The organism is Mangrovimonas sp. TPBH4 (assembly GCF_001280505.1).
In the GTDB taxonomy this organism is placed as follows: Bacteria; Bacteroidota; Bacteroidia; order Flavobacteriales; family Flavobacteriaceae; genus Mangrovimonas_A.
The window spans coordinates 188483-213255 of the sequence record NZ_LBIO01000040.1 but is presented as its reverse complement, the minus strand read 5'-3'; the positions used below and the strand labels follow the sequence as shown (position 1 = coordinate 213255).

Below are 24773 nucleotides of genomic sequence, written 5' to 3'. Positions count from 1 at the left end.
GGCTTGGTTTATCCTGAGCGTGACGAAGGATTGCATCAAGGCAAATGCAGAGCATTCATGAATACCTACAAATAAAATGGATGAATAAAATGAACATATGTTGAGAAAGCAAAAGAAAATTTACACCGCTAACAAAATCAACTCACAACTTCAATGCGTTATATCAACTACGAAGCTCCAAACTCACCTTAATCGACTTACTAATTGGTGTATGACTCTTATCCGCAAACTGATCAATAGGAATCAAGGCATTGGTTTCTGGGAAATAAGCTGCTAAATTCCCCTGTGGAATATTGTAGGCAACTACAATAAACCCGTGCACCTTGCGCTCCACACCGTTGTAATGGCTCATGATGTTCACCACATCGCGTTGGGCAAAGCCTGCTTGGTCCATGTCCTTAGGGTTCATCAAGATCACACGGCGCTCGTTATGGATGCCACGGTAACGGTCGTCCAACCCATAGATGGTGGTGTTGAACTGATCGTGCGAACGAATGGTCATTAATAAATATTCACCCTCATCCAACTCGTGTTTAGGCGCTTGGGTAATACTGAACTGGGCCCGTTGGTTGGGCAGTCGGCTAAAGTCTAAACGGCGTACATTGTTGGGTAAGTAATAGCCACCATCTTTAGATTTGGTATTTACATCCTTAAAACCTTGGACCACTTGCCCTAATTTCTCACGTACCAAATCATAGTTAGACCCCAAAGAGAGCCAATCTACAGGGTGGTTCCCTTGGAAATAAGCATGGGCAATACCTGAGACTATTTCGGGCTCGCTCTTTAAATGCGAGGAGGCAGGTGGCAACATACCTTTGGTTTGGTGTACCACACCCATACTGTTTTCTACGGTTAAATGACGACGCGAGTTGCCTTTCATGTCAATTTCCGAACGGCCCAAAGTAGGCAGTATCAAGGCAGTTTGCCCAGTGATAAGGTGGCTTCTGTTCAATTTGGTGCTGATCTGCACGGTGAGTTCACAGCGCTGCAGGGCTTCGGCTGTAAATTCGGTATCTGAGGCTGCTGAGACAAAGTTGCCGCCCAAGCCTATAAATACCTTAGCGTCTTTATTGTGCATGGCTTGTATGGCGTGTACTACATCATAACCCGACTTGGTGGGCGGGTCAAAATTGAAGGTGTCCTTTACGGCTTGGTTGTAGTTTTTGGACACATAGTGCATGATCCCTACGGTACGGTCACCTTGTACGTTGCTGTGTCCACGTACGGGACAGGTACCCGCACCGGGCTTGCCAAGACTACCTTTCAACAAGAGCAGGTTGACGCATTCCTTAATGTTATCGACACCGTTTTTATGTTGTGTAAGGCCCATGGCCCAACAGATAATAATCTTGCTTGATTTGGCTAGGATGTTGACCACATCGTCAATGAGGTGCGAAGGGACGCCACAGGCGTTCAGCAGGGCTGCTTCCGAATCGTTGCCAAGGTTTTTGATAAAGGCATCATAACCATGGGTGTAGGTTTTGATGAATTCATGATCAAATACTTGCTGCCCTTGTTGGTCCAAAGCGGCCAAACGTTTTTGGATGAGTTTCAACAGGGCAATATCCTGGTTGATTTTCACTTGAAGGTGAATGTCGGTAAGGGCTACGCCACTTCCTAAAAGACCATTCACTTCCTGTGGGTTTTTAAATCGAATCAGGCCAGCTTCTTCCAACGGATTGACACTAATCACTGTGCCGCCATTGCTCTTACATTTTTCAAGGGCCGACAACATACGTGGGTGGTTGGTGCCGGGATTCTGACCAATGACCATCACCACTTCGGCTTTGTTAAAGTCTTCCAACGTCACCGATCCTTTGCCGATCCCTAAGGTTTCCGAGAGTCCAACCCCACTGGATTCGTGGCACATGTTGGAGCAGTCGGGCATGTTGTTGGTGCCAAAAGCACGGGCGAACAGACCGTACAAAAAGGCCGCCTCGTTACTGGAGCGTCCCGAGGTGTAAAAAATGGCCTCGTCTGGATGTTGAAGGCTGTGCAACTGCCCTGCAATAAGGCTAAAGGCCTCGGCCCAAGAGATGGGTTCGTAATGAATGCTATTGGGGCGCAGTACCATAGGCTCCATCAAGCGCCCACTGCGGCCTATTTCATAGTCGGACCAACGTGAAAGTTCCTCCACCGAATATTTACTGAAAAAGTCACGATCTACCTTTTTGGTTGTGGCTTCTTCGGCAAGGGCTTTGGCGCCATTTTCGCAATATTCCCCAAGGTTGGAACGCTTTTCAGGATCGGGCCATGCGCAACCAGGACAGTCAAAACCACCTTTTTGGTTCATGTGCGATAGGGTGCGCAAGCCACGTACAATGCCCATTTCCTTATAAATATGCTCAAAGGCTACCTTTATGGCGGGTGGGCCGGCTGCATATTGGCCTGGAGATGTGAGTTCTAGACCTGTGAATTCTGGGTTGCTATGTATATTGATATCGCGCTTGCGGGATTTGCTCATGGGGTACTGTATTTAACCTGTAAAAGGGCATGATTTGTAACAAAGGGATAAAATTACAATTTTTAGAGGGATGTGTTTTAATTTATCGCAAATTAACCGTATTTTTTATGTGAAATTCATAATGCCGCAACAACCGCGAATAAAGGGCATTCGTGGTTTTTTTTGTTGGGGCAGGGGTGAAATGATAGGATATATCATAATTTATATTATATTTGTGTAATCGATTACATAAAACTAAGATATGACACATTCAGAATTTAGGTATGCATCCCATCCAGTTGATGCCAGAGCCTACGGAACAGAGGAATTACGCCAACACTTTTTAATCCCTAACTTATTCGTTGAGGATCAGATTAATTTGACGTATTCCATGTACGATAGGTATGTGGTTGGAGGGGCTATGCCTGTTGGTAAAGAATTGAAGCTGGAAACCATTCCTTACTTAAAGTCTGAGAACTTTTTGGACCGCAGGGAAATGGGAATTGTAAATGTGGGCGGTCGAGGAACCGTAACCGTAGACGGCGAAGTGTTTGAATTGGCTAAGAAGGAGGCGCTATACATTGGAAGAGAAACCAAGGATGTGGTGTTTGCCAGTGCCGAAGGAGAACAGGCCTTGTTCTATATCAATTCAGCACCGGCCCATACAAAATACCCAACGATGAAAGTTGGGAAGGAAAATGCCGAAGTTATTGAACTTGGAGACGAGAAGTATGCCAACAAGCGCATCTTGAACAAATTGATCGTGAACAGCATTGTAAAGACCTGTCAATTGCAAATGGGATTGACCGAGTTGTTGCCAGGGAATGTATGGAACACGATGCCTGCCCATACCCACACCAGACGTATGGAGGCCTATTTCTATTTCGATTTGGAAGAAGGGCAAACCATTAGTCACTTTATGGGAGAGCCAGAACATACACGCCATATTTTTATGGAAAGCAATCAGGCGGTATTGTCGCCAGAGTGGTCTATCCACTCCGGATCGGGAACGTCCAACTACGCCTTTATTTGGGGAATGGCTGGGGAGAACCTAGACTATGGCGATATGGATACCCGCACTCCTAACGAATTAAGATAGGCCCTATGACACTATTTGATTTAACGGGAAAAATTGCCTTGGTCACAGGAGGAACCCATGGTCTTGGAATGGCTATGGCCGAAGGACTGGCAGACGCAGGCGCGCAATTGATCATAACCAGTACCACACCAGCCAAATTGGAAGCGGCTCTAGAGCACTACCGTGGCAAGGGCTATCAAGCATCGGGCTATCTCTTTGATGTAACCGATGAAACCTTGGCAGCACAGATGGTGGAGCAAATGGTACAGGAACAGGGCGAGATTGATATCCTGGTGAACAACGCCGGGATCATTAAAAGAGAACCTGCCTTGACGATGAAAATAGATGAGTTTAGACGTGTGGTTGATGTAGACTTGGTTGGTGCCTTTATCATGGCGCAACTAGTGGGTAACCGCATGGTGAAGAGCGGTGGTGGAAAGATTATCAATATCTGCTCCATGATGAGTGAATTGGGACGTAATACCGTAAGTGCCTATGCTGCAGCCAAAGGTGGTTTGAAGATGCTTACACGTAACCTTGCTACTGAATGGGCTAAGTACAACATTCAGGTGAATGGGATTGGTCCTGGGTATTTTGCGACCTCGCAAACGGCACCTATCCGTGTGGATGGACACCCTTTCAATGAATTTATCATCAACAGAACCCCTTCTGCACGTTGGGGGAATCCAGAAGATTTAGCCGGAACAGCTGTGTTCTTGGCGTCTAGAGCTAGTGACTTTGTCAATGGCCAAATTGTATATGTGGATGGGGGAATCCTGGCAACCATTGGGAAACCGTCCAACGAAGATTAACAACAAACAAAAAAGGATATGTCATTTATACATGATAATTTTCTGTTAGAAACGAAGCAGGCCCAAGAGTTGTACCACAACTACGCGGCCAAAATGCCTATTATAGATTACCATTGCCATTTGCCGCCGGCAGATATTGCCAATGATACCGTGTTTGAAAACATTACCAAGATTTGGATTAATGGCGACCATTATAAATGGCGCGCCATGCGTACCTTGGGTGTAGATGAAACTTACATCACAGGAAATGCTTCCGATAAGGAGAAGTTTTCGCATTGGGCCAAAACGGTGCCTTATACCATGCGTAACCCTTTGTACCATTGGACGCATTTGGAGCTGGCACGTTATTACGACGTGTACGATCTGTTGAGCGAGAAGACTGCCGATGCTGTGTATGCAAAAACAGCAGAGATGTTGAACTCGCCAGGCTATAGCTGCCAAAACTTGTTGAAGAAAATGAACGTGGAGGTAGTATGTACTACCGAAGATCCAATAGATTCTTTAGATCATCACGCGAGATTGGCACAAAGCGATGCTACAGTGAAAATGAGCACCGCTTTTAGACCGGATAAGGCCATCATGATAGGTAGCGAGGCCTTCAATGCCTATTTGGACAGTCTTGAAAAGGTGGCTGAAATGGACATTCGTACTTATGACGATTTGAAAACGGCTTTGCGCAAGCGTATCGACTATTTCCATGAACATGGTTGTCGCTTGTCAGACCACGGATTGAACCAAATTTCATTTGAACCTGCTACCGAAAGTGAAGTGAAAGCTATTTTCTCCAAGAAACGAGAAGGGAAAGCTTTGAGTCGTACTGAGGTGCTTCAATTTGAAACAGCCCTGTTGCTATACTTAGCTGAAACTTATCACGAGTTGGGCTGGGTGCAACAGTACCACTTAGGAGCTTTAAGAAATAACAATACCCGTATGTTGGCACAATTGGGGCCAGATACAGGATGGGATTCTATTGGCGATTATTCCCAAGCAGAGACCTTGTCGAAGTTCTTAAATGCTTTGGATACCAAAGACAAATTGACCAAGACTATTTTGTACAACCTAAACCCGGCAGATAACGAGGTGATGGCTACCATGATTGGAAACTTCAATGATGGTACTATCAAAGGGAAAGTGCAATTGGGCTCTGGTTGGTGGTTCTTGGACCAAAAGGATGGGATGGAAAAACAAATGAACGCCCTGTCCAATATGGGATTGATCAGTTGCTTTATTGGAATGTTAACCGATTCCAGAAGCTTTATGTCTTTCCCGCGCCATGAATATTTCCGTAGAGTGTTGTGTAACCTGTTTGGAAACGAAATGCACAGAGGTGAATTGCCAAACGATATGGAATGGATTGGCAAACTGGTGTCTGACATCAGTTATAACAATGCAAACGAATATTTTAAATTTTAATAAACTAATAAAAAACAATACATACCAATGAAAAAAGTAGTCACTTTTGGAGAGATTATGTTGCGCTTGGCGCCTCCAGGATTTTTGAGATTTTCACAGACCAATTCGTTTGATGTAGTGTACGGAGGAGGAGAATCCAATGTTGCTGTGTCGTTGGCAAATTATGGGGTTCCTGTAGATTTTGTGACCAGATTACCTAAAAACGATATTGGAGAATGTGCCCTTATGGAAATGCGTAAAAGAGGGGTAAACACACAAAACATCATCTTTGGTGGTGACCGTTTGGGAATCTACTTTTTGGAAACTGGAGCTGTATCCCGTGGTTCTAAAGTAGTGTATGACAGAGCGCATTCTGCCATTAGTGAAATTCAACCGGGAATGATTGATTGGGATCAGGTATTTGAAGGCGCAGGATGGTTCCACTGGACTGGGATTACACCAGCTATTTCCCAAAGTGCTGCCGATGTGTGCTTGGAAGCTGTAAAAGCGGCAAGTGCTAAGGGGATTACCATTTCAACCGATTTGAACTACCGTGCTAAATTATGGAAGTATTGTGATGCGGCCCATAGAGAAAAAATCATGACCGAATTGACGGCTTACTGTGATGTCGTTCTAGGAAATGAAGAAGATGCAGAAATGCACTTTGGAATCAAGCCAGAAGGGATTTCAGTACAAACAGAAGGACATAATGTGAAAGCAGAAGCGTTCTTGTCTGTATGTCAACAAATGATGGAGAAATTCCCAAAGGCCAAAAAAGTGATCACGACCTTGAGAGGTTCTATTTCGGCATCCCACAACACATGGGCAGGGGTATTATACGATGGTAAAACAATGTTTGAAACCCGTCAGTACCAAATCACCGATATCGTAGACCGTGTAGGTGGTGGAGATTCCTTTATGGGAGGATTGATCTACGGATTGTTGGAATATCCGGAAGATGATCAAAACGCATTGGATTTTGCGGTAGCAGCATCCTGTTTGAAACACACCATTAAAGGTGATGCTAACTTGGTAACCATCGATGAGGTTAAAAAATTGATGGGAGGAGATGCTTCCGGAAGAGTAGCGAGATAATTCAATAGACAATAAATATTGGGTACATACATGTTGGGTTAGTCTAATTCCCAACATGTAGGCCCATCTTCAATAGTAAACTAAAATGGCACAATATTCAAGACTAGAAGTGGCTAGTGTGATGAAAGAAACAGGGATGGTTCCTTTGTTTTTCCACAGAGATATAGAATTAAGCAAAAATGTATTAAAGGCCTGTTATGGCGGGGGTGCCCGCTTAATGGAATTTACCTCTAGAGGGGATTTTGCCCATGAGGTGTTTGGGGAATTGGTAAAATATGCCAATGCCAACCTGCCGGGAATGATTTTGGGTGTAGGTTCGGTAACCGATGCGGGAGCAGCCTCATTGTATATGCAATTGGGAGCCAATTTTGTGGTAACTCCAGTATTGCGTGAAGATATCGCGGTGGTATGTAACCGCAGAAAAGTATTATGGTCTCCTGGATGCGGAACCTTGACTGAAATTGCACGTGCCGAGGAATTGGGCTGTGAGATTGTAAAGTTGTTCCCAGGAGATATTTACGGACCTCAATTTGTAAAAGGCGTAAAGGGCCCACAGCCTTGGACTTCCATAATGCCTACAGGTGGCGTATCACCAACCGAAGAAAATTTAAAAGCTTGGTTTGATGCTGGTGTAACCTGTGTGGGAATGGGGTCGAAACTTATTTCTAAAGATATCTTAGCGAATAAAGATTTTAAAGGTCTGGAAGCTAAAGTAAGAGAGGCTTTGGATATCATTAAAAAAGTACAAAACAAGTAGCATGCATCATAAACTAATTGTAGCTTTTTCCTTTTTGGGACTATTGCTTATGGGCTGTAGCGACCTTCAGGAACATCGCGTTATTAAACTAGGCCATGGTTTGGACGTGAACCATTCGGTACACAAGGCCATGGAAAAAATGGGCGAGGACCTGGCCCAAATTTCAGGAGGAAAAATGCAATTGGAAATATACCCCAGCCAACAATTGGGGACCGAAAGGGAGTGTTTGGAGTTACTTCAGATAGGTAGTTTGGACATGACCAAAGTATCTTCTGGGGTGATGGAGAACTTCTCCCCAAATATGAAGGTGTTTGGGATTCCTTTCTTGTTTAGGGATCGCTCTCATTCATTTGAAGTGTTGGACGGCCCTATTGGTGAACAATTGTTGGATGGCGGTACTAAATACTGGCTGAAAGGTTTGGCGTACTACGATGCAGGTAGCCGAAGCTTTTACACAAAGGAGAAACCTATTCATACACCAGAGGATTTAAAAGGGTTGAAGATTCGCGTTATGGAAAGTGTGACCGCCATTGACATGGTTAAAAGTCTTGGGGGTTCGCCAACGCCTATTTCTTGGGGAGAATTGTACACCTCATTGCAACAAGGTGTTGTAGATGGCGCTGAGAACAATCCGCCTAGTTTTTATCTCTCACGTCACTACGAAGTTTGTAAGTATTACAGTTTGGACGAGCATACGGCACTACCAGACGTTTTATTGATTGGAACGCACCTTTGGGAGCGCCTTTCTGATCAAGAAAAGGAGTGGTTGCAGGAAGCTGTGGACAAATCGGTGGTATACCAACGTGAATTGTGGGCGGAAGCGGAAGCGGAAGCTTTGAGAGAGGTGCAAAAAGCAGGTGTGGAAATCATTAGACCGGACAAAACACTCTTTTCAGATAAGGTGCAAGGCATTTACGAGCAATACAAAAGCAATCCTGAAATGTATCGTTTAATCCAACAAATTAAGGAAACCGAATAATATGGTGCTTCGAGAAAAAATAGACAATGTGTTAAGCAAAGCGCTCATTATTATCATGAGCGTTATGGTGGTAAATGTACTGTGGCAGGTCTTTACCCGTTTTGTGGTGGGAACGCCCAGTTCCTTCACCGACGAGTTGGCTCGTTACTTAATGATTTGGTTAGGGGTTTTAGGGGCAGCTTATGTGTCCGGAAGAAATATGCACGTAGCCATTGATGTACTTCCTTCGCGAAGTAGTAGGCCTGTTCAAAGAAGATTGCACTTATTGGTGTATGGCCTGATTATTCTATTTGCTTTTGCAGCGATGGTTGTGGGAGGTATACGATTGGTGTATATCACCTTTTTGTTGGGGCAACATTCCCCGGCACTGCAAATTCCGTTGGCCTTCGTGTACATGGTGATTCCATTAAGTGGCCTACTTATCATTTATTACAAAGTTTCAGATTTTATAAAGACCTTATAGCATGGATATCATCCCAATATTAGTTTTAGTACTCAGTTTTGTGTGTTTTTTGGCCATTGGAGTACCTGTGGCTTGGAGTATTGCCATTTCGGCTTTATTGACCATGTTGGTGAGTATCCCTGCCATTCCTGCTTTTACCACTATTTCACAGCGTATAGGAACAGGATTGGATAGTTTTGCCTTGCTGGCAATCCCCTTTTTCGTCCTCTCGGGGCAACTCATGAATAAGGGAGGCATCGCCCATAGGCTCATTGCCTTTGCCAAAACTTTGGTAGGGGCATTACCAGGGGGCTTGGCATTGATTAATGTTATTGGTGCCATGTTGATGGGAGCAATTGCAGGATCGGCGATGGCATCTGCTTCAGCTATGGGGAGCATCTTAGGGCCGGAAATGGAAAAAGAAGGTTATTCCAGAGAATTTGGTGCAGCGGTAAACATTACCTCTGCTACTACGGGATTGGTAATTCCACCAAGTAATGTATTGATCGTTTACTCTCTTGCCAGTGGCGGGGTATCTATTGCAGCCTTGTTTTTGGCAGGATATATTCCTGGGATTTTAACAGGATTGTTTTTGATGCTTGTCGCGTCCTTTTGGGCTAAAAAGAAAAAATATAAGCTTGGAAAACGCAGTTCTTTAAGAGAAGTGTTCAAAACCTTTATCGTAGCTGTACCAAGTTTGTTTTTGCTGGTCGTGGTTATTGGAGGAATTGTTTCTGGTATTTTCACGGCTACCGAAGCTTCGGCTATTGCAGTGTTGTACACCTTGCTTCTAGGGTTCTATTACAAAGAAATTTCTTTTAAAAGCCTACCGAGCATTTTATTGGATTCTTCGGCAACAACAGCAATTGTAATGTTGCTTATTGGAACCTCCATGAGTATGTCTTGGGTACTTTCTTATGAAAGTATTCCGCAGAACATAAGTTCGGTATTGCTTGGTATTAGCGATAACCCAATCATTATTTTATTGATCATTAACCTACTCCTATTGTTTGTGGGAGTGTTTATGGATATGACGCCAGCGGTATTGATTTTTACCCCCATCTTTTTACCGGTTGTGACCAAGTTGGGAATGGATCCAGTGCATTTTGGAATCATCATGGTATTAAACCTTTGTGTGGGGCTTTGTACGCCTCCGGTAGGTTCGGTGCTTTTTGTGGGGGTTGGTGTTGCTAAAACCACCATCGAAAAAGTAATAAAGCCTTTAGTGCCTTTGTTTTTGGCCATGATATTGGCTTTGTTCTTGGTGACCTATTTTCCGCAATTGTCGTTGTGGTTACCAAGCTTATTTGATCTTTAATATTTGAATTACGAACGTAGAATTTCATACAATGAAAACATTAAATAGAGAAAACCTAAGCATTAACGAGAAACTGCCAATCAAGGTGGTACAATTTGGAGAAGGAAACTTTTTAAGAGCTTTTGTGGATTATGCAATTCAGGAGCTTAATAAAAAAGCAGGTTTTAATGGAGGTGTTGCAGTAGTGCAGCCTATTGAACACGGGATGGTGAATATGCTGAATGATCAAGATGGTTTGTACACCTTGTTTATGAACGGTATCAAGAAAGGTGAGGAAATCCGTGACAAGGAATTGGTGACCTCTATTGTAAAAGGCATTAATCCGTATACCGATTTTGATCAGTATTTGGCCTTGGCCCAAGAGGAAAGTTTGGAATTTGTGATTTCCAATACGACTGAAGCCGGTATTGCTTACGATGCCAATGATACTTTAGATATGCAGCCGCAAAAGTCTTTTCCAGGAAAACTGACGGCTTTGTTGTATCACAGATTTCAATATTTCAACGGAAATCCAACAAAAGGCTTGACTATTATTCCATGTGAGTTGATCAATTATAATTCTGATACGCTTAAAGAAATCATTTTAAGATATGTTGAGGAATGGGAGCTTGGAGATGCTTTTAAGCAGTGGGTTGAAGAGCACAATAGTTTCCATAATACTTTGGTAGATAGAATCGTGCCTGGGTATCCAAAAGATGAAATTGAGAGCTATAATGCCCTATTGGATTATAAGGATAATTTAATTGTAACTGCTGAAACCTTTTTCCTTTGGGTAATTGAAGGAGGGGAAGAGCTGAAGAAGAAATTACCATTCGAAAAGACTGGTTTGGATGTGAAGATTGTTGACAATATGCAACCGTACAGAACACGAAAAGTACGTATTCTGAATGGGGCGCATACCGCTTTGGTGCCCTTGTCTATTCTCTATGGAAACGAAACGGTAAAGCAGTCTGTTGATGATGCCTTTACGGGAGCATTTTTGAATGAAGCGGTGTTTGAAGAAATCATTCCAACCTTGGATATGGATAAAGCAGAATTGGAAACCTTTGCAGATGAGGTGTTCGATAGATTTAGAAATCCGTTTATCAAGCACTTGTTGTCCAGTATTGCGTTGAATTCGGTATCGAAATTTAAAGTGCGCGTATTGCCAAGCCTTTTGGAATATGTGGCAGAAAAACAAGCATTGCCAAAACATTTGACTTATGCTATGGCCTGCTTGATTCAATTTTACAAAGGACAATGGAAAGAAATGACATTGCCTGTGAATGATAGTGAAGAAGTGGTAGCAGAGTTCAACCGCATTTGGGCGTTGCCAAATCTTGATGAGGTAGCCAAGGAAACCTTGGGGAATGTTGAGTTTTGGGGAGAAGATTTAAATAAGGTGGAAGGTCTGACAGGTGCCATTACGTTAGCTTTACAGGAAATAGAGACTAAAGGTATTGAACAAGGTTTGAAGGAGTTTAAAGACAAAATTTAAGCATTATGCAAGAGAAATTAATTAAGGTCCATCCATCGGATAATGTGGCCGTAGCATTGATAGATTTGAATGCAGGTGAGGAGGTGACCTTTGAGGGAAACACTATCAAAGTGATTTCTAATGTAAAAGCAAAACACAAAATAGCGCTTTCCAATTTTGCTACGAATGACCGTATCATTATGTATGGTGTATTGGTTGGAAAAAGCAATCAGCCTATAGCGTTGGGTGAGGTGCTTACCACCGAAAATGTAACGCACCAAAGTGAAAAGGTATATAAGAAAACGGGCGATATTGGTTGGTCGGTTCCTGAAGTTAATAAATGGAAAGATAGAACCTTTATGGGCTACCATAGGGAAGATGGACAAGTAGGAACCGAAAACGTATGGTTGTTTTTCCCTTTGGTATTCTGTGAAAATAGAAATATCGAAAAGCTTAAGGAAGTTTTTGAAAAGGAACTTTTGCAACAGCAAGTAAGCCAACAACAATTGCTGTTAAGGGCTTTGGTGAATGGAGAAGAAGGGGATGAAGCCAATTTACAAAATGCCACTTCCAACCGTGTGTTTGACAATGTTGAAGTGAAATTCATCACTCATGCTGGAGGTTGTGGAGGGATTCGTCAGGATTCTGAAAGTTTGGCGAGACTGTTGGCGGGCTATGTGAACAATCCTAACGTTGCCGGTGCTACGGTGTTGAGTTTAGGCTGTCAAAATTTGCAGATTCAGATATTTAAGGATGCATTGGAAGCCATCAATCCGAATAATAAAAAGCCGGTTCAAATATTTGAACAACAGCAAATGGGGACGGTAGATGACATGTTATCGACTATTATCAAGGAATCCTTTGCGGGCATAAAAGAAGCCAATAACATTAAAAGACAACCAGCACCGCTTTCTAAATTGAAAGTAGGTTTGGAGTGTGGTGGTTCCGATGGGTTTTCAGGTATTTCTGCCAACCCAACATTGGGCTATACGTCTGATATGTTGGTGGCTTTGGGAGGCACTGCTATTCTTGCCGAATTCCCGGAATTATGTGGGGTAGAGCAGGAATTGGTAAACAGATGTGTTGAAGAAGAATCAGCGAATAAGTTTCTACAGTTGATGCAGGCTTTTGAGAAGTCGGTTGTGGATGCAGGCTCAGGATTCGATATGAACCCTTCCCCTGGAAACATCAAAGATGGCTTGATTACAGATGCCATGAAATCGGCTGGAGCTGCTAAAAAAGGAGGGACTTCCCCTATTGTGGATGTGTTGGATTATGGAGAATACATTCATAAAGCAGGATTGAACCTGTTGTGTACACCAGGAAATGATGTAGAGAGTACGACAGCTTTGGTAGGTTCTGGAGCTAATTTGGTACTGTTTACCACAGGTTTGGGAACACCCACAGGAAATCCTATAGCGCCAATCGTAAAGGTGTCTTCCAATACAGAATTGGCAACGAAAATGCCAGACATTATTGATGTGGATACAGGCGGTGTGATACGTGGAGAAAAGTCCATTGCCGAAATGGCCGATGAGATGTTGGAATACATTGTAGCAGTGGCCAGCGGAGAGGTGAAAACCAAAGCGCAGCTGCTCAATCAAAACGATTTTATACCCTGGAAAAGAGGGGTGTCTCTATAATATTAATTTAATTATTTGCCTGATATGAGGAAGTTTAGTTTTCAGTTACTTGTATTGTCTTTAGTGTTTTTTGCGGTTGGTTGTAGTAATGATTCTTCGGATGTTGAGGAGATTCAAGTCACTTCTATAACCATACTTGGCGAAACAATAACAGATGGGTTAAGTAGTCAATTATCTGTGCAAATTGTACCTGCGAATGCTACAGAAACCTCGGTGACTTGGTCTGTTTCAGATCCTTCGGTAGCTACGATTTCCAACAATGGATTATTATCAGCTGTGTCTAATGGATCTGTAAATGTTACGGCTACTTCTCAAGATGGTTCGGGTGTTTTTGGAGAACGTTCATTTACCATATCAGGAGTAGGAGTTGGCCCAGTAATAGTTGTTCAGACCAGTCAAGAAATTACCTCGGCTATTATAAATGCTTCAGCAGGAGATATTATTTATGTTAAAGGAGGTGAATATCAATTTGTATCTACTATTAATATGAGTGCAGATGGAACTTCAGAAAATGCCATTATTTTCATGGGTGATCCAGATGACTCTGAGCGTCCACAATTTAATTTTTCTGCGATGTCTGAAAACTCAAGTAATAGAGGAATACAGCTTTCTGGAGATTACTGGCATATTAAAGGGATAGACGTGTTTGGAGCTGGGGACAACGGAATGTATATTACGGGACATAATAATTTGGTGGAATTTTGTACGTTCAGTGAGAATGCCGACTCTGGGTTGCAAATTTCAGGAGGAGGAAGTAATAACACCATATTAAATTGCGATTCCTTTTACAATGCCGATTCGACCCTTGAAAATGCCGATGGATTTGCTTGTAAATTGACTGCGGGTTCTGACAATAAATTTGTGGGTTGTCGCGCCTGGCAAAATTTAGATGATGGCTGGGACGGATATTTGCGCGATAATGATAATATCACCACCTATTATGAAAATTGTTGGGCCTTCAATAATGGGTATTTAATGGATGGTTCTCCTGGTGTAGGAGATGGTAATGGTTTTAAAACTGGTGGGAGTGATGACAAAGATTTAAAGCATCATGGCATTTATAAAAACTGTATTGCTGCCGGAAATATTTATGATGGGTTTGATCATAATAGCAATAGAGGGGATGTGGAATTGTATAATTGTTCGGCATATAACAACGGACGTAATATCAGTTTTAGTAATAACAATATTGCTAACTTCTTATTAATTAAAAATTCATTGTCATTTGAAGGCAACAATTCTGATTCTTATTCGGCTACACAAACCGATATTTCCAATAACGGATGGCAAGATGGTTTGGTGACCGATGCTTCAGATTTTGTGAGTTTGGATATTGATCTTTTAGCCTCGCCGAGAAATGCGGATGGCAGCTTACCGGATATTGATTTTTTAAAGTTGGTATCCACTAGTGACTTAATTGATCAAGGAGTTGATGTTGGCTTGCCTTACTCCGGGGCTGCACCAGATTTAGGGGCCTTTGAGTATCAAGATTAAATAGAAGCTTTAGTTGTTTTCAACAAGACTATTGGCATAGACTTCTATATTTGAATATTTGGGGTCTATTGTGCTTAAGTGTGAATCTTTTTGGAGAGGGTTTAAGCCATTTTGAGTTTCCCATTCATCCGGAATGCCATCGGCATCACTGTCTTTTGGACCTTCTTTAGTGAGAATTCTAGGCCAACCGCCTACATTGTTTTGTGAATCAATAATGCCATTTTTGTAGGAAGCGTTTCCGTTTAGTACATTCTCAATAACTCTTATATCTACAGCGTCTTTATTCAGGCTGGCTCCTGCTTTCTGTAAGACCAATTCCAAGGCTTTTTGTGCAGTATTTGTGGTTACATTGTTTACAATGCTAATAGGTTCTTCTAATTTCGCTTGAATTGGGTCTTCGCATTGGACTCCACCCTTCCAGTTGTCCTGTGAGATTGTTTCATGACCGTAAACATAATTTCCATCGACATAGAATTGTCCGTAGGGCATTGAAGGACTCACAATACGGTCCAGTTTTGATGAGGTCGTAGCGGGGCCAGATTTGAAATAATTGTTGACGATGTTGTACTGTCCCTTTTCACCGCCGTAAATACTATTTTCGCCCCAATTGTAAATGACATTATTTCTGAAATCCACAAATTCGTTTTCAGAATTTTGGGTCGTTTTAGAGCCGCTAAAGCGTGGGTTTCTACTATTGTTATGTGCTATTAGGTTGTGATGAAAAGAAGCCCTGACACCACCCCAAATGCCTCCGTATCCATGAGCTCCTTTGTGGTGCACAGAACGGTTAAGTGCTTCGGAAACGATACTCCATTGAAAGGTGAAATTTTTATTGTTATAAAAGGAGGCATTTTCATCAGTTCCCCAGCTAATGGAGCAATGGTCTATAATGACGTTGTTGGTATTCCTGCAGCCTAGGGCATCGCCTTCAATTTGATGGACATCACCCATCCTAAATCTGAGATACCTTAGGATGACATTGTCGGCTTTAATGGTAGCAGGGTATCCTTTGATGGTAATTCCATCTCCGGGAGCCGTTTGCCCCAAGATGGTTAGATTCCCTTTGTTGATGTCTAATTTTTTTTGCAATTCAATAGTCCCAGAAACTTCAAAAACAATGATACGTGCCCCGTTTTTTAAGATGCCTTTCCTGAGGCTTCCTTCGCCGTCATCGTTGAGGTTGGTTACCTTGTACACGAAGCCGCCCCTTCCTCCAGAGGCGTGTTTTCCAAAACCTTCGGCAGTGGGAAATGCCAAATTTTGTGCGAAACAATTTTCGCCAAGGCATAAAAATGTGGTAATTAGAAAAAGGACTCTTAAAATACGCATGTGCTATAATATTAAAAAAAGAGGAGTGATTATCAATTCACCCCTCCTTTTTATAACTAATTCAAAAGAAATTAAACTTTTATTGATGCCAACGTGGGTCTCCAATATTATAATCTATAATAGATTGGGTGCTCACGGAGAAATCTCCGTTAATAGGATCTGCAAATCCTGGATCTACAGTGGTATAAGTAGTGGAGTCATCATATCTCGCAACCGACGAATCATACAATGTAGGCGCATTAAAATAGTTGTTGTCTGCAAAGGTGATGCTCTCATCTGTAGCGCTATTGTCTGAATATCCTTCTACCTCGGTGTCTGTTATTAGATTGTTGGTAGAAGTAATATCGTTGTCAGCAAATCTTACATAAAAGATTCTTCTGCTAGAAGAATTGGAGCAAGCGTATAATGTACAATTGGATAGATTGATATTACAAGTTAATCCTGTGCCATTAGAATCTCCGGCGGCATCTACTCTAAAGAAATCCCTACCAGGTGCACAATTGTTAAAGGTGCTGGTATTTACATTGATGTTTAATACATCGGAGTTTCTAAAATCGATAAAGTCACCTCCACTGGTTAAAACATTGGTTACAATACAGTTTTCAACTGTAAGTGAATTTAAAATGGCGCCTGTTTCGTTTCCTGCAACAAAGGATCTGTCGTAGTCATGGATATTACAACCACTAATGGTTAAGTTGTCGAAATTACCAGCTCCGGTATATCTAACTACATCTATCTGTTCGTTGGCAGTATCACCTGTAAGGTCCAAGTCGATTAGATTAACATCGGTAGCCCCGCCAACTATAGAAAAACTCAACATTAGTAAAGGCTTGTCGAAGCTATAAAGCCCTGTAATGGTAATAGATTTGTCTAAAGTAACAGAACCTGACTGAGCTGTATAGTCTCCGGCATCCAATACTAAGGTTGCTCCAGGCTCGGCATCCGCGATCATTTGTAGTAGATCATCTTCTGTAGTTACCAATAGGCCATCCCCGATATCGATCCCTGTGGTGAAAGTGGTATTACCTCGCACAGTAGTATAATTAAATATCTGTGCAGTATACTCCGTTTCACCTGTAAGACCTGTGACAACGGCAATTCCACTTGCCATTTCTTCAGGTGTGATGTCATGAACGATATCACCTGGTTGAAGTGCTATATGCGTTACCTCACTGTTTGCGAACCAACGTAAGGTAGCTTCAGTTGCTAAAATATCACCTGGTTCCTCAGGAAGAAATAGCTGCTCGGTTTCTGTTTGAGCAGTAATTGTGGCATAATTTGAGTCCTCTAATCCTCTATTACTGATTGCTTTTACACGAATGTAATAAAGGGTTTCTGCTTCTAATGGAATCAAAACTGGGAGTTCGTCAGAATTCACGGTGACTGTTTCTACAATTGGGCTAAAGTTTTCATTTTTACTAACTTCAACTTGATATGTGCCAACATTTTCATCCGTATCCCAATTCAGTTCAATATTCACTTGGTTTCTGATGAAAGCCTCCAATTCGGTGGGCATGAATTCTCTGTCAATTTGTAATTCTTCAATCAATGGTTCTTGCTTGGTGCAACTGGCTACCGAAGCCAGTATTACCATGAGCGCGAAGAATGATTTCAATATATGTGTTGTTTTCATAGTGTATTGTTTCTTGTTAGTTGCATTCTAGTATCCATAGTCGTTTACTAATTGACCATTGCTACCATCAATAAAGGTTTGCCAAATTGGCCAAAACTGTCTTGTATCTGGATCTACTCCTGGTTTGTAAATGAATTCGATAAAATTATCTTCAATCATAGTCCAATCTTTAGTAGAATACTCTGGGCCTGGGTTGGTAGTTTCATTTCTATTAAGCCCATAGATGTCTAAAGTTTCTCCATCCTCTTCATATTTATAATATAAAGTTGTTGGAACATCTGCATAATCCCCGGTACGGTTTAGTAAGTTGGTCATCTTCATTTTAGCCTCTTCCAATTGAGCCCCAAGAAGATTCCAACGAATTAAGGCTTGTTTACGCTCCATTTCCCCAGTAAACTCATATTGGTGCTCTTTAACAATGGCATTGAACATGGCTTCTTGGCTCCCTAAACTATTAACGTAATTGTCTACTTTTTCTGGGTGAGCCTCCGACGGGAATGCACGCATTCTAACTTCTTTTAAGTACGGTGCTGCAGCGCCAGGACCGTTAAGTTCATTGGCAGCCTCAGCAGCAATCAATAAAACTTCTGCAAAACGCATGTAAATTTTATTAAGACCGTCATCATTGGTTGAAGTTACATATCTGTCCATCCACTCATAGCGATACTTTCCGAAATACCAAGAATCCATACTTGTTAACTCTTGTTGAGCAAACCCTTCATCATTAGGTGAGGCATACTCGTAAGGAACACAAGTAACATCGCGGCGCATATCAGCTTCATCGTAATCATAAAAAACGGTTGCCAACGGACCCGCAGCACCTCCTCTAGCTTGACCTGTATGCTGATCTACTCCTCTATGACGCACTCCAAAAGAAAAAAGGACACGTCCTCTACCAGCGCTAAAAGGAATTTCCCATAAAGATTCACCCCCAGCTGCTATATTTTCTTGATTATAGCTTCTCCAAAAACCTTCGAAAGATGGATTTAATGATGCAGTACCACTTTGAATTACTTCTGTAGCTTCCTGAAGTGCTAGTGTGTACATATTTTGTACAGATAATTCTGGATCATTACTTCTTCTCACACCATCAGGGTATTGTTGGTAACCACTAGCTACCATAGCTAAACGAGCTCTAAACGATTTTACGAATGCTTTGTTAACGCGTTCTACACTAGTTGTATTTGCTGTTTCGCCAGGCCAAGCTACTAATGTGCTTGCCTCAGCTAAATCCACCAAAAGTTGCTTGTAAATGTCATCGCGATTGGCTTTTGGCAAATAGATGGTTTCCGTATTAATAGGTTCAAAGCGGGCAGGTACATCGCCCCAAGCTTTCATTAGGTCGGCATAATAAATCGCTCGATATGTCAATGCCTCTCCTAACAGTTGCCCCATGTCGCTACCAGGGATAGGATTACCATATTCTCTTAATCCGCTAATACAAATATTGGCACGTTCAATTCCGGAAAACATCATTGCCCAAGCATTATTGCTGGTATTCATCTGTGTATTGGTAGGAGAAGCATCATAGATCATCAAAGGCGCTTGTGAGCTTCCACTTTGATTGGAACTGTAATGGTACTCGTTGTCTGTATTGAAGCCATAAAAGGGAATAAATCTACCTCTGTAGGAGTTGGTTTGTCCCATACGTTCCAAAATACCATCAACTGCCCCTTTTGCCAATCCAAAGGTGGAAAAAATTACGGATTCATCTCCGGATGATTGAGCAGGGGCTTCTAGGAAGTCTCCATCAAATTCATCGCAACCAAAAAATAGGCCCATGAGCAAAATTCCGGTTAAAATATATATCTGTTTCATTTTAATAATCATTTTGAATTAAAAGTTTAGGTTAAAACCAAATACTAATTGTCTACTTCTTGGGTATGGAGAATAATCCACTCCAGGTGTAAGAGGTGTTTGTCTTCTAGTTGATACCTCTGGATCAAGTCCTGAATAATTTGTAATTATAAATACGTTATTGGCAGTAGCATAAAATCTTAATTTAGTGATTCCAGTCGCTTTTAATAAATTGTCAGGAATGGTATAGCCTAAAGTTAAGGTGTTTAATCTTAAAAAGGAAGCGTCTTCAATTGCCCAATCCGTAAACATATATCTTGGCATGTATGGAGACCACATGGTTGTGTTGGCGTTTAGTGCGGCTAATGCCTCAGGATTGGTAACTAATTGTCCCGATTCAGGATCTAGATTGGTCCATCTAACACCATCAGCCATTTGAGTACTTAGGTTTCTATACTGTCCATTTTCATTGGCTGTTGTAAACTCAATTTTGTTGGCATTATAAGCTTCGTTCCCAATGCTGTAGTTGAATGCTGCTGTCAAATCGAAGCCATAGGCGTAAGCGTTAAGTACGAAACCTCCGGTTACGTCAGGATTGACATCCCCAATAATCCCAATATCATCTTGATCAACGATACCATCACCATTTATATCTTTTAATTTCATAGATCCTGGTTGTACTGCACCTCCCAAAGCTTCTTCACTATCGACAACTCCAGGTAGCAAGGTGTATTCGCCTGTGGTTTCATCATAGCTAAAATCCGAAACTTCATACCTTCCATCATTTTGGTAACCAATCATAGTCCCGATAGGCTGCCCTTGATAAACGGCATAATCATTCCCTATTTGCGATGAGGCCCAGTTTGTGTTGATCCCAAAATTATCTAATACTCCTAATGAATTGATTTTATTTTTATTCATGGCCATGTTAAAGGAAAGGTTCAATCCGTACTTTTCTTTTTGAATGGCAGCAATATTTACAGAAGCCTCTAAACCTGAGTTTTGAATCTCTCCCATATTTCTATATTGAGCATCATAACCGCTACCTGGCACTGGAAACCGCATTAATACATCTTCCGTAATGTTTTTGTAGAGTTCAAAAGATCCGCTCAAGGCTCCTTTAAAGAATCCAAAATCAATACCAAAGTTTTGAGATACGGTGGTTTCCCATTTTAAATTAGGGTTAGGCATAATGTTAGATGCTGCCCAATAAGTATTTATATCATTTAAATAGGATGTAATTGAAGACAGGAAGTTTCTCGAAGTTTGGGCTGTAGGAATGTTGTTGTTTCCAACTTGACCATAACTTAATCTTAATTTCAATAAGTCTACCCAAGAGGAATCACTTAAAAAAGCTTCTTCAGAAATTTTCCAACCTAGGGCTGCAGAAGGGAAGTATCCCCAATGGTTATCTCCTAAGAACTTACTGGATCCATCAATACGATACGTAGCTGTTAATAAATAGCGGTCTTTTAAGTCATAATTCAATCGCCCAAAGAAGGAGAGTAGTCTGTCATCTGCACTGTAAAAATTATTTAGTGAAAAAGGGTCTCCTTGCGTTGTTAAATTAAGAGCGGTTTGAAAATCAAAATCTTTTGGAAAACCGTGAATTTCACTTTCGACCAAGTGGTTTTTGTTCACAATCATTTCTTCCCCCAACATTACTTTTAGGTGGTGATTTTCGTTATCCCCTAGAACTGCCTTAAAGTCATAGTTTAGGGTATTGGCATTTCTAAAGCTCTCTCTTTTGCGATCGCGCATTCTCAAGGCTGGCTTTTCTTGATTTTCAACTTCAGGCCTGTTTCTGGCGTAGTAGGTGGATCTTCCGTAGAAACGGTAGTCTAAATCGTATCTTTTGTTAAAGCCTACTTCTGTTCTGTAAGTAAGGTCATTCAATATATCCCAGCTAAAGCTTCCTATCAAATTAATGTTTTCATTTAGTTTTCTTTGTTGATTATCATCTACAGCAACAAACGGATTCACCAAATAGGAAGACAAGGCTTCATCTGTATTGGTGGTTGTTAAGCCCGGTAATGGAATTGGAGAATAGCCAACGCTATGTCTTAGACGCGCATCTGCTGAAGAGACTTCGTTTTGCTCGTTGGCACCACCACCATTTACCTCAGTGTCTGCATAACGTACAGTAAACGATAGATCTACTTTTTCGTTTGGTTTGCTTTTTAAAGCTAAGGATACGTTATTTCTTTTAAAATCCGAACCAACCATAATGGCTTTTTCATCAAACAATGCATAATTGAAGTTGTAGTTGATTTTGTCGCTTCCTCCTCTAATGGATAAATCACGGCTTTGTACTTCACCTTTGCGGCCATAAATTTGTCTTTGCCAATCATTGCCTTCCATTCCTATGTATTGGTCATAATCTTCATACGACCCAAAATATTCTTCATAGGTTTCTGGTTGGTCATCTAATAAGGCATACTCGTATTGCCATTTCACATAATCTTCAGGGCTTAATACGTCAATAGTATTGGCAATTTCCTTAAAGCCGTAAAACATGTTATAATTCACTGAAATTTTACCAGGTTTTCCGCTTTTTGTTGTAATGATTACAACCCCATTGGCACCCCTAGAACCGTATATGGCGGTCGAAGAAGCATCTTTTAAAATACTGATGGTTTCAATGTTAGAAGGTGAAATGTCGCTCAAGTTTGGTACAGGGAAGCCGTCTACAATGATTAGAGGAGAACTGTCCCCAGTGATAGATCCAGCACCACGAACTCTAATGGTCATTTCAGCATCTGGAGATCCTTCTGAGGATGCTATTTGTACCCCAGCTAGCCTACCAGTAAGGGTTTCCGCTACACTGGCTATGGGTTGGGCCGCTAAGTCATCTCCATTAATGGCCACTACGGAACCGGTTAGGTCCGATTTTTTTGCGGTACCATATCCAATAATAACGACTTCATCAAGTGACTCAAGGCTTGGTTCAAGAGTAACATTAATAGTTGTTTGTCCGGCTATTGGTATTTCTTGGGTGGTAAACCCAGTATAAGAAAACACCAAAATAGCATTACGGTCTTCAATTTGTAGAGTGTAATTTCCGTCAAAATCGGTTGTTGTTCCGTTAGCTTTGCCTTTAACCAGAATATTGGCGCCTACCAAGGGGCCTCCAAGTTCTCCATCTGTCACGGTTCCCTTAACGGTAATACTTTGTGCATTTAAAGCTGCCGCACTAAAAACAAATGTGACCAATAGGATTATCGAATGAAACTTTATTGGATAAAGCCCCTTTGTTTTTCTCCTTAAAGAGTGCAAAAACAAAGCATCAATTAAATTGTTGTGCATAAAATGAGTTAGTTTAGAATATTAGTATGATATGTAATCGATTACCCAAAGTTATCATATATTTTGAAAAATACAATTTTTTGTTAATTTTTTTTGAAGATTATGAATTATAAGACCTTGAAATGGGGATGTGATAATCTGTGTTTGACACTGTTTTTAAAGGGCTTTTTAAAGCTTCGTATAATTTCGGACTTTTTTAACCGTACAACTGTCATTTTATAAGTATTAGAGGCATTTTATTGTGGATTGTTTGGAAGATTAGCTTTAGGAAGTGATTCTAGGGAATAGTAGCATGTAAATCTACACTACAGAAAGATTGAAGAGTATGGAAAAGTCGTTTGGTTAAAAAACTGCTAGAAATAGGAGGTGATTGTTGCGCTGAGAATTCCTTATGGTAAGAGAAAAGAAATCTTCTTTTGAGTGTATTGTTGAATATCTGCCTTTTATTCGGTCCTAATAATAATAGGTATAGTAAAAATATAGAATTATCAGTGTCTTTATATTTAAGGAAAATTATGGTTGGTCTAGCCTTTTTTTAGGGATGATTTTCTAATCATTAATTCAGGGGTCAAGACAACTTTCTTCTCAACCTTTATATTATTGGTGTTGTTAACTTGTTCCAAGAAGACCTGGGCTGTTATTTTACCCATTTCCAAAGGCGATTGGTCTACGGAAGTAATAGGAAGCTCCATGAATTTTGTAAATGGTTCATTACTAAACCCTATAACGGCGCAATCTTCAGGAATTCTTACGCCATGGGCTTTTATTTCCTGAATGGCACCCAAGATTACAGGGTCACTGGAAGAGAAGATACCATCTGGTGGCGGGTTAAGCTTCAATAGTTTTTTAGCGGCTTTTTTGCCTTCTTCTACTTTGCTTCGTACCAATTCCACATAATCTTCATCATATTCAAATCCATTGTCAATTAAGGCTTGTTTGTAACCCGAAAAACGATCGTCGTAGATTTCAATACTGCGGTCGCCCCCAATGTGGGCAATGTGTTTGCAGCCTTGGTCTATAAGGTGCTGGGTGGCATTGTATGCGGCTTCAAAATCGTTAATGGTCACAGAACTCACGCCTGGAATATTCTTCTTGCGGTCAAAGAATATTAGAGGAACATTCTTTTGGATGATTTTATGGATGATATGATTTTTATCCAGCACCACATTGGATGCCGAAATCATGATGCCGTCTACCTGGGCATTTAAAAGGGCTTCCAGATTTTTGGCTTCCATATCCTGATCGTTATGTGTTTGACAGATGATGACATGGTAACCGTGGGGGTACAATTCTTCCTCAATACCACGAATGACCGTCGAGAAGAAGTTGCGGTCTATCCTTGGAACAATAATTCCTACATTATTGCTTTTTCCGCTTTTAAGGGCTACGGCCAATTTATTGGGCTCGTAGTTCATTTCTTGAGCGGTTTTTAGAACCAAATCCCGTGTGGCCTTACTGATCTTAGGGTTGTTGTTGAGAGCCCTAGATACCGTGGCAGCCGTAATGTCAAGCTCTTTGGCAATGTCGTAAATAGTTGTTTTCTTGTTCATTAAAAGTGGAATTACGCAACGTAATGTGCAAAAATAAGCAAAAGTATTTGACTTATAATTGTGTTAATGTTATCGATTGCTTTAACAATCTAAAAGCAGGTGGTATTATGTGTTATTTTACAATTTATACAAAATAACTTCTTAAAATTAAATATTTAATAAAATATTCACGTGCATTTTTTGACTAATATAATATTTTTTTGGAAAATGTTTGGTTGCTTAGGACAATTTAATTAGGTTTGGGTAATC

At 41.2% G+C, this 24773-nt stretch carries 17 protein-coding genes; 11 read left to right on the top strand and 6 right to left on the bottom strand.

What is annotated here, in order from left to right; genetic code table 11:
- Nucleotides 1–163 precede the first annotated feature (163 nt).
- Nucleotides 164–2464 carry an FdhF/YdeP family oxidoreductase gene (locus ZA05_RS04930; protein WP_053990565.1) on the bottom strand — a complete coding sequence of 767 codons (2301 nt, stop codon included), beginning with the start codon at nucleotides 2462–2464 and terminating at the stop codon, nucleotides 164–166.
- Between the two features lie 241 nt (nucleotides 2465–2705).
- On the opposite strand from ZA05_RS04930, the gene kduI reads away from it, so the two are divergent.
- The 11 genes from kduI to ZA05_RS04875 all read left to right on the top strand — a co-directional run bounded on the left by kduI (nucleotide 2706) and on the right by ZA05_RS04875 (nucleotide 14909).
- A complete protein-coding gene (gene kduI / locus ZA05_RS04925) occupies nucleotides 2706–3542 on the top strand; it encodes a 5-dehydro-4-deoxy-D-glucuronate isomerase (RefSeq protein WP_053990564.1) in 837 nt (278 codons plus the stop codon).
- Nucleotides 3543–3547: 5 nt separating this feature from the next.
- The gene (locus ZA05_RS04920; protein ID WP_053990563.1) at nucleotides 3548–4333 is read left to right on the top strand and encodes a gluconate 5-dehydrogenase; all 786 of its coding nucleotides are present in this window, start codon (nucleotides 3548–3550) and stop codon (nucleotides 4331–4333) included.
- Between the two features lie 18 nt (nucleotides 4334–4351).
- On the top strand, nucleotides 4352–5746 hold the full coding sequence (gene uxaC, locus ZA05_RS04915) for a glucuronate isomerase (protein WP_053990562.1): 1395 nt from the start codon (nucleotides 4352–4354) through the stop codon (nucleotides 5744–5746).
- 27 nt (nucleotides 5747–5773) lie between these two features.
- Nucleotides 5774–6820 (top strand): sugar kinase, encoded by a 1047-nt coding sequence (locus ZA05_RS04910; protein WP_053990561.1) that lies wholly within the window; start codon nucleotides 5774–5776, stop codon nucleotides 6818–6820.
- Nucleotides 6821–6905: 85 nt separating this feature from the next.
- Nucleotides 6906–7577 carry a bifunctional 4-hydroxy-2-oxoglutarate aldolase/2-dehydro-3-deoxy-phosphogluconate aldolase gene (locus ZA05_RS04905; RefSeq protein ID WP_053990560.1) on the top strand — a complete coding sequence of 224 codons (672 nt, stop codon included), beginning with the start codon at nucleotides 6906–6908 and terminating at the stop codon, nucleotides 7575–7577.
- Between the two features lies 1 nt (nucleotide 7578).
- Nucleotides 7579–8556, top strand: a complete 978-nt coding sequence (locus ZA05_RS04900; protein WP_053990559.1) for a TRAP transporter substrate-binding protein — start codon at nucleotides 7579–7581, stop codon at nucleotides 8554–8556.
- A 1-nt stretch (nucleotide 8557) separates the two neighbouring features.
- Nucleotides 8558–9019, top strand: a complete 462-nt coding sequence (locus ZA05_RS04895; protein ID WP_053990558.1) for a TRAP transporter small permease — start codon at nucleotides 8558–8560, stop codon at nucleotides 9017–9019.
- A gap of 1 nt (nucleotide 9020) precedes the next feature.
- Complete coding sequence (locus ZA05_RS04890) at nucleotides 9021–10316, top strand: TRAP transporter large permease (protein WP_053990557.1); 1296 nt, start codon at nucleotides 9021–9023, stop codon at nucleotides 10314–10316.
- A gap of 31 nt (nucleotides 10317–10347) precedes the next feature.
- Entirely contained in the window at nucleotides 10348–11793 is a 1446-nt protein-coding gene (locus ZA05_RS04885; protein WP_053990556.1) for a tagaturonate reductase, read from the top strand.
- Between the two features lie 5 nt (nucleotides 11794–11798).
- Entirely contained in the window at nucleotides 11799–13415 is a 1617-nt protein-coding gene (locus tag ZA05_RS04880) for a UxaA family hydrolase (RefSeq protein ID WP_053990555.1), read from the top strand.
- 24 nt (nucleotides 13416–13439) lie between these two features.
- Entirely contained in the window at nucleotides 13440–14909 is a 1470-nt protein-coding gene (locus tag ZA05_RS04875; protein WP_053990554.1) for an Ig-like domain-containing protein, read from the top strand.
- Nucleotides 14910–14918: 9 nt separating this feature from the next.
- Here the strand turns inward: ZA05_RS04875 and ZA05_RS04870 are convergent, their stop codons facing one another.
- From ZA05_RS04870 to ZA05_RS04850, 5 genes are all read right to left on the bottom strand, one after another.
- Nucleotides 14919–16166, bottom strand: a complete 1248-nt coding sequence (locus ZA05_RS04870; protein WP_157514523.1) for a polysaccharide lyase family 1 protein — start codon at nucleotides 16164–16166, stop codon at nucleotides 14919–14921.
- Nucleotides 16167–16317: 151 nt separating this feature from the next.
- Entirely contained in the window at nucleotides 16318–17871 is a 1554-nt protein-coding gene (locus ZA05_RS04865; protein ID WP_082333679.1) for a DUF5123 domain-containing protein, read from the bottom strand.
- Between the two features lie 27 nt (nucleotides 17872–17898).
- Nucleotides 17899–19689 (bottom strand): RagB/SusD family nutrient uptake outer membrane protein, encoded by a 1791-nt coding sequence (locus ZA05_RS04860; RefSeq protein WP_053990732.1) that lies wholly within the window; start codon nucleotides 19687–19689, stop codon nucleotides 17899–17901.
- A gap of 18 nt (nucleotides 19690–19707) precedes the next feature.
- Nucleotides 19708–22974: a TonB-dependent receptor gene (locus ZA05_RS04855; protein WP_082333678.1), complete on the bottom strand. Its 3267-nt coding sequence runs from the start codon at nucleotides 22972–22974 to the stop codon at nucleotides 19708–19710.
- 524 nt (nucleotides 22975–23498) lie between these two features.
- On the bottom strand, nucleotides 23499–24524 hold the full coding sequence (locus ZA05_RS04850) for a LacI family DNA-binding transcriptional regulator (protein WP_053990551.1): 1026 nt from the start codon (nucleotides 24522–24524) through the stop codon (nucleotides 23499–23501).
- Nucleotides 24525–24773: the final 249 nt, after the last annotated feature.

What these genes read in the sequence shown, in the direction of transcription:
- uxaC (WP_053990562.1), top strand. Translation starts at nt 4,352, where the DNA reads ATGTCATTTATACATGATAATTTTCTGTTAGAAACGAAGCAGGCCCAA.
- ZA05_RS04905 (WP_053990560.1), top strand. Translation starts at nt 6,906, where the DNA reads ATGGCACAATATTCAAGACTAGAAGTGGCTAGTGTGATGAAAGAAACA.
- ZA05_RS04865 (WP_082333679.1), bottom strand. Translation starts at nt 17,871, where the DNA reads ATGAAAACAACACATATATTGAAATCATTCTTCGCGCTCATGGTAATA.
- ZA05_RS04920 (WP_053990563.1), top strand. Translation starts at nt 3,548, where the DNA reads ATGACACTATTTGATTTAACGGGAAAAATTGCCTTGGTCACAGGAGGA.
- ZA05_RS04890 (WP_053990557.1), top strand. Translation starts at nt 9,021, where the DNA reads ATGGATATCATCCCAATATTAGTTTTAGTACTCAGTTTTGTGTGTTTT.
- ZA05_RS04930 (WP_053990565.1), bottom strand. Translation starts at nt 2,464, where the DNA reads ATGAGCAAATCCCGCAAGCGCGATATCAATATACATAGCAACCCAGAA.
- ZA05_RS04860 (WP_053990732.1), bottom strand. Translation starts at nt 19,689, where the DNA reads ATGAAACAGATATATATTTTAACCGGAATTTTGCTCATGGGCCTATTT.
- ZA05_RS04880 (WP_053990555.1), top strand. Translation starts at nt 11,799, where the DNA reads ATGCAAGAGAAATTAATTAAGGTCCATCCATCGGATAATGTGGCCGTA.
- ZA05_RS04900 (WP_053990559.1), top strand. Translation starts at nt 7,579, where the DNA reads ATGCATCATAAACTAATTGTAGCTTTTTCCTTTTTGGGACTATTGCTT.
- ZA05_RS04885 (WP_053990556.1), top strand. Translation starts at nt 10,348, where the DNA reads ATGAAAACATTAAATAGAGAAAACCTAAGCATTAACGAGAAACTGCCA.
- ZA05_RS04855 (WP_082333678.1), bottom strand. Translation starts at nt 22,974, where the DNA reads ATGCACAACAATTTAATTGATGCTTTGTTTTTGCACTCTTTAAGGAGA.
- ZA05_RS04895 (WP_053990558.1), top strand. Translation starts at nt 8,558, where the DNA reads ATGGTGCTTCGAGAAAAAATAGACAATGTGTTAAGCAAAGCGCTCATT.
- ZA05_RS04910 (WP_053990561.1), top strand. Translation starts at nt 5,774, where the DNA reads ATGAAAAAAGTAGTCACTTTTGGAGAGATTATGTTGCGCTTGGCGCCT.
- ZA05_RS04875 (WP_053990554.1), top strand. Translation starts at nt 13,440, where the DNA reads ATGAGGAAGTTTAGTTTTCAGTTACTTGTATTGTCTTTAGTGTTTTTT.
- ZA05_RS04850 (WP_053990551.1), bottom strand. Translation starts at nt 24,524, where the DNA reads ATGAACAAGAAAACAACTATTTACGACATTGCCAAAGAGCTTGACATT.
- kduI (WP_053990564.1), top strand. Translation starts at nt 2,706, where the DNA reads ATGACACATTCAGAATTTAGGTATGCATCCCATCCAGTTGATGCCAGA.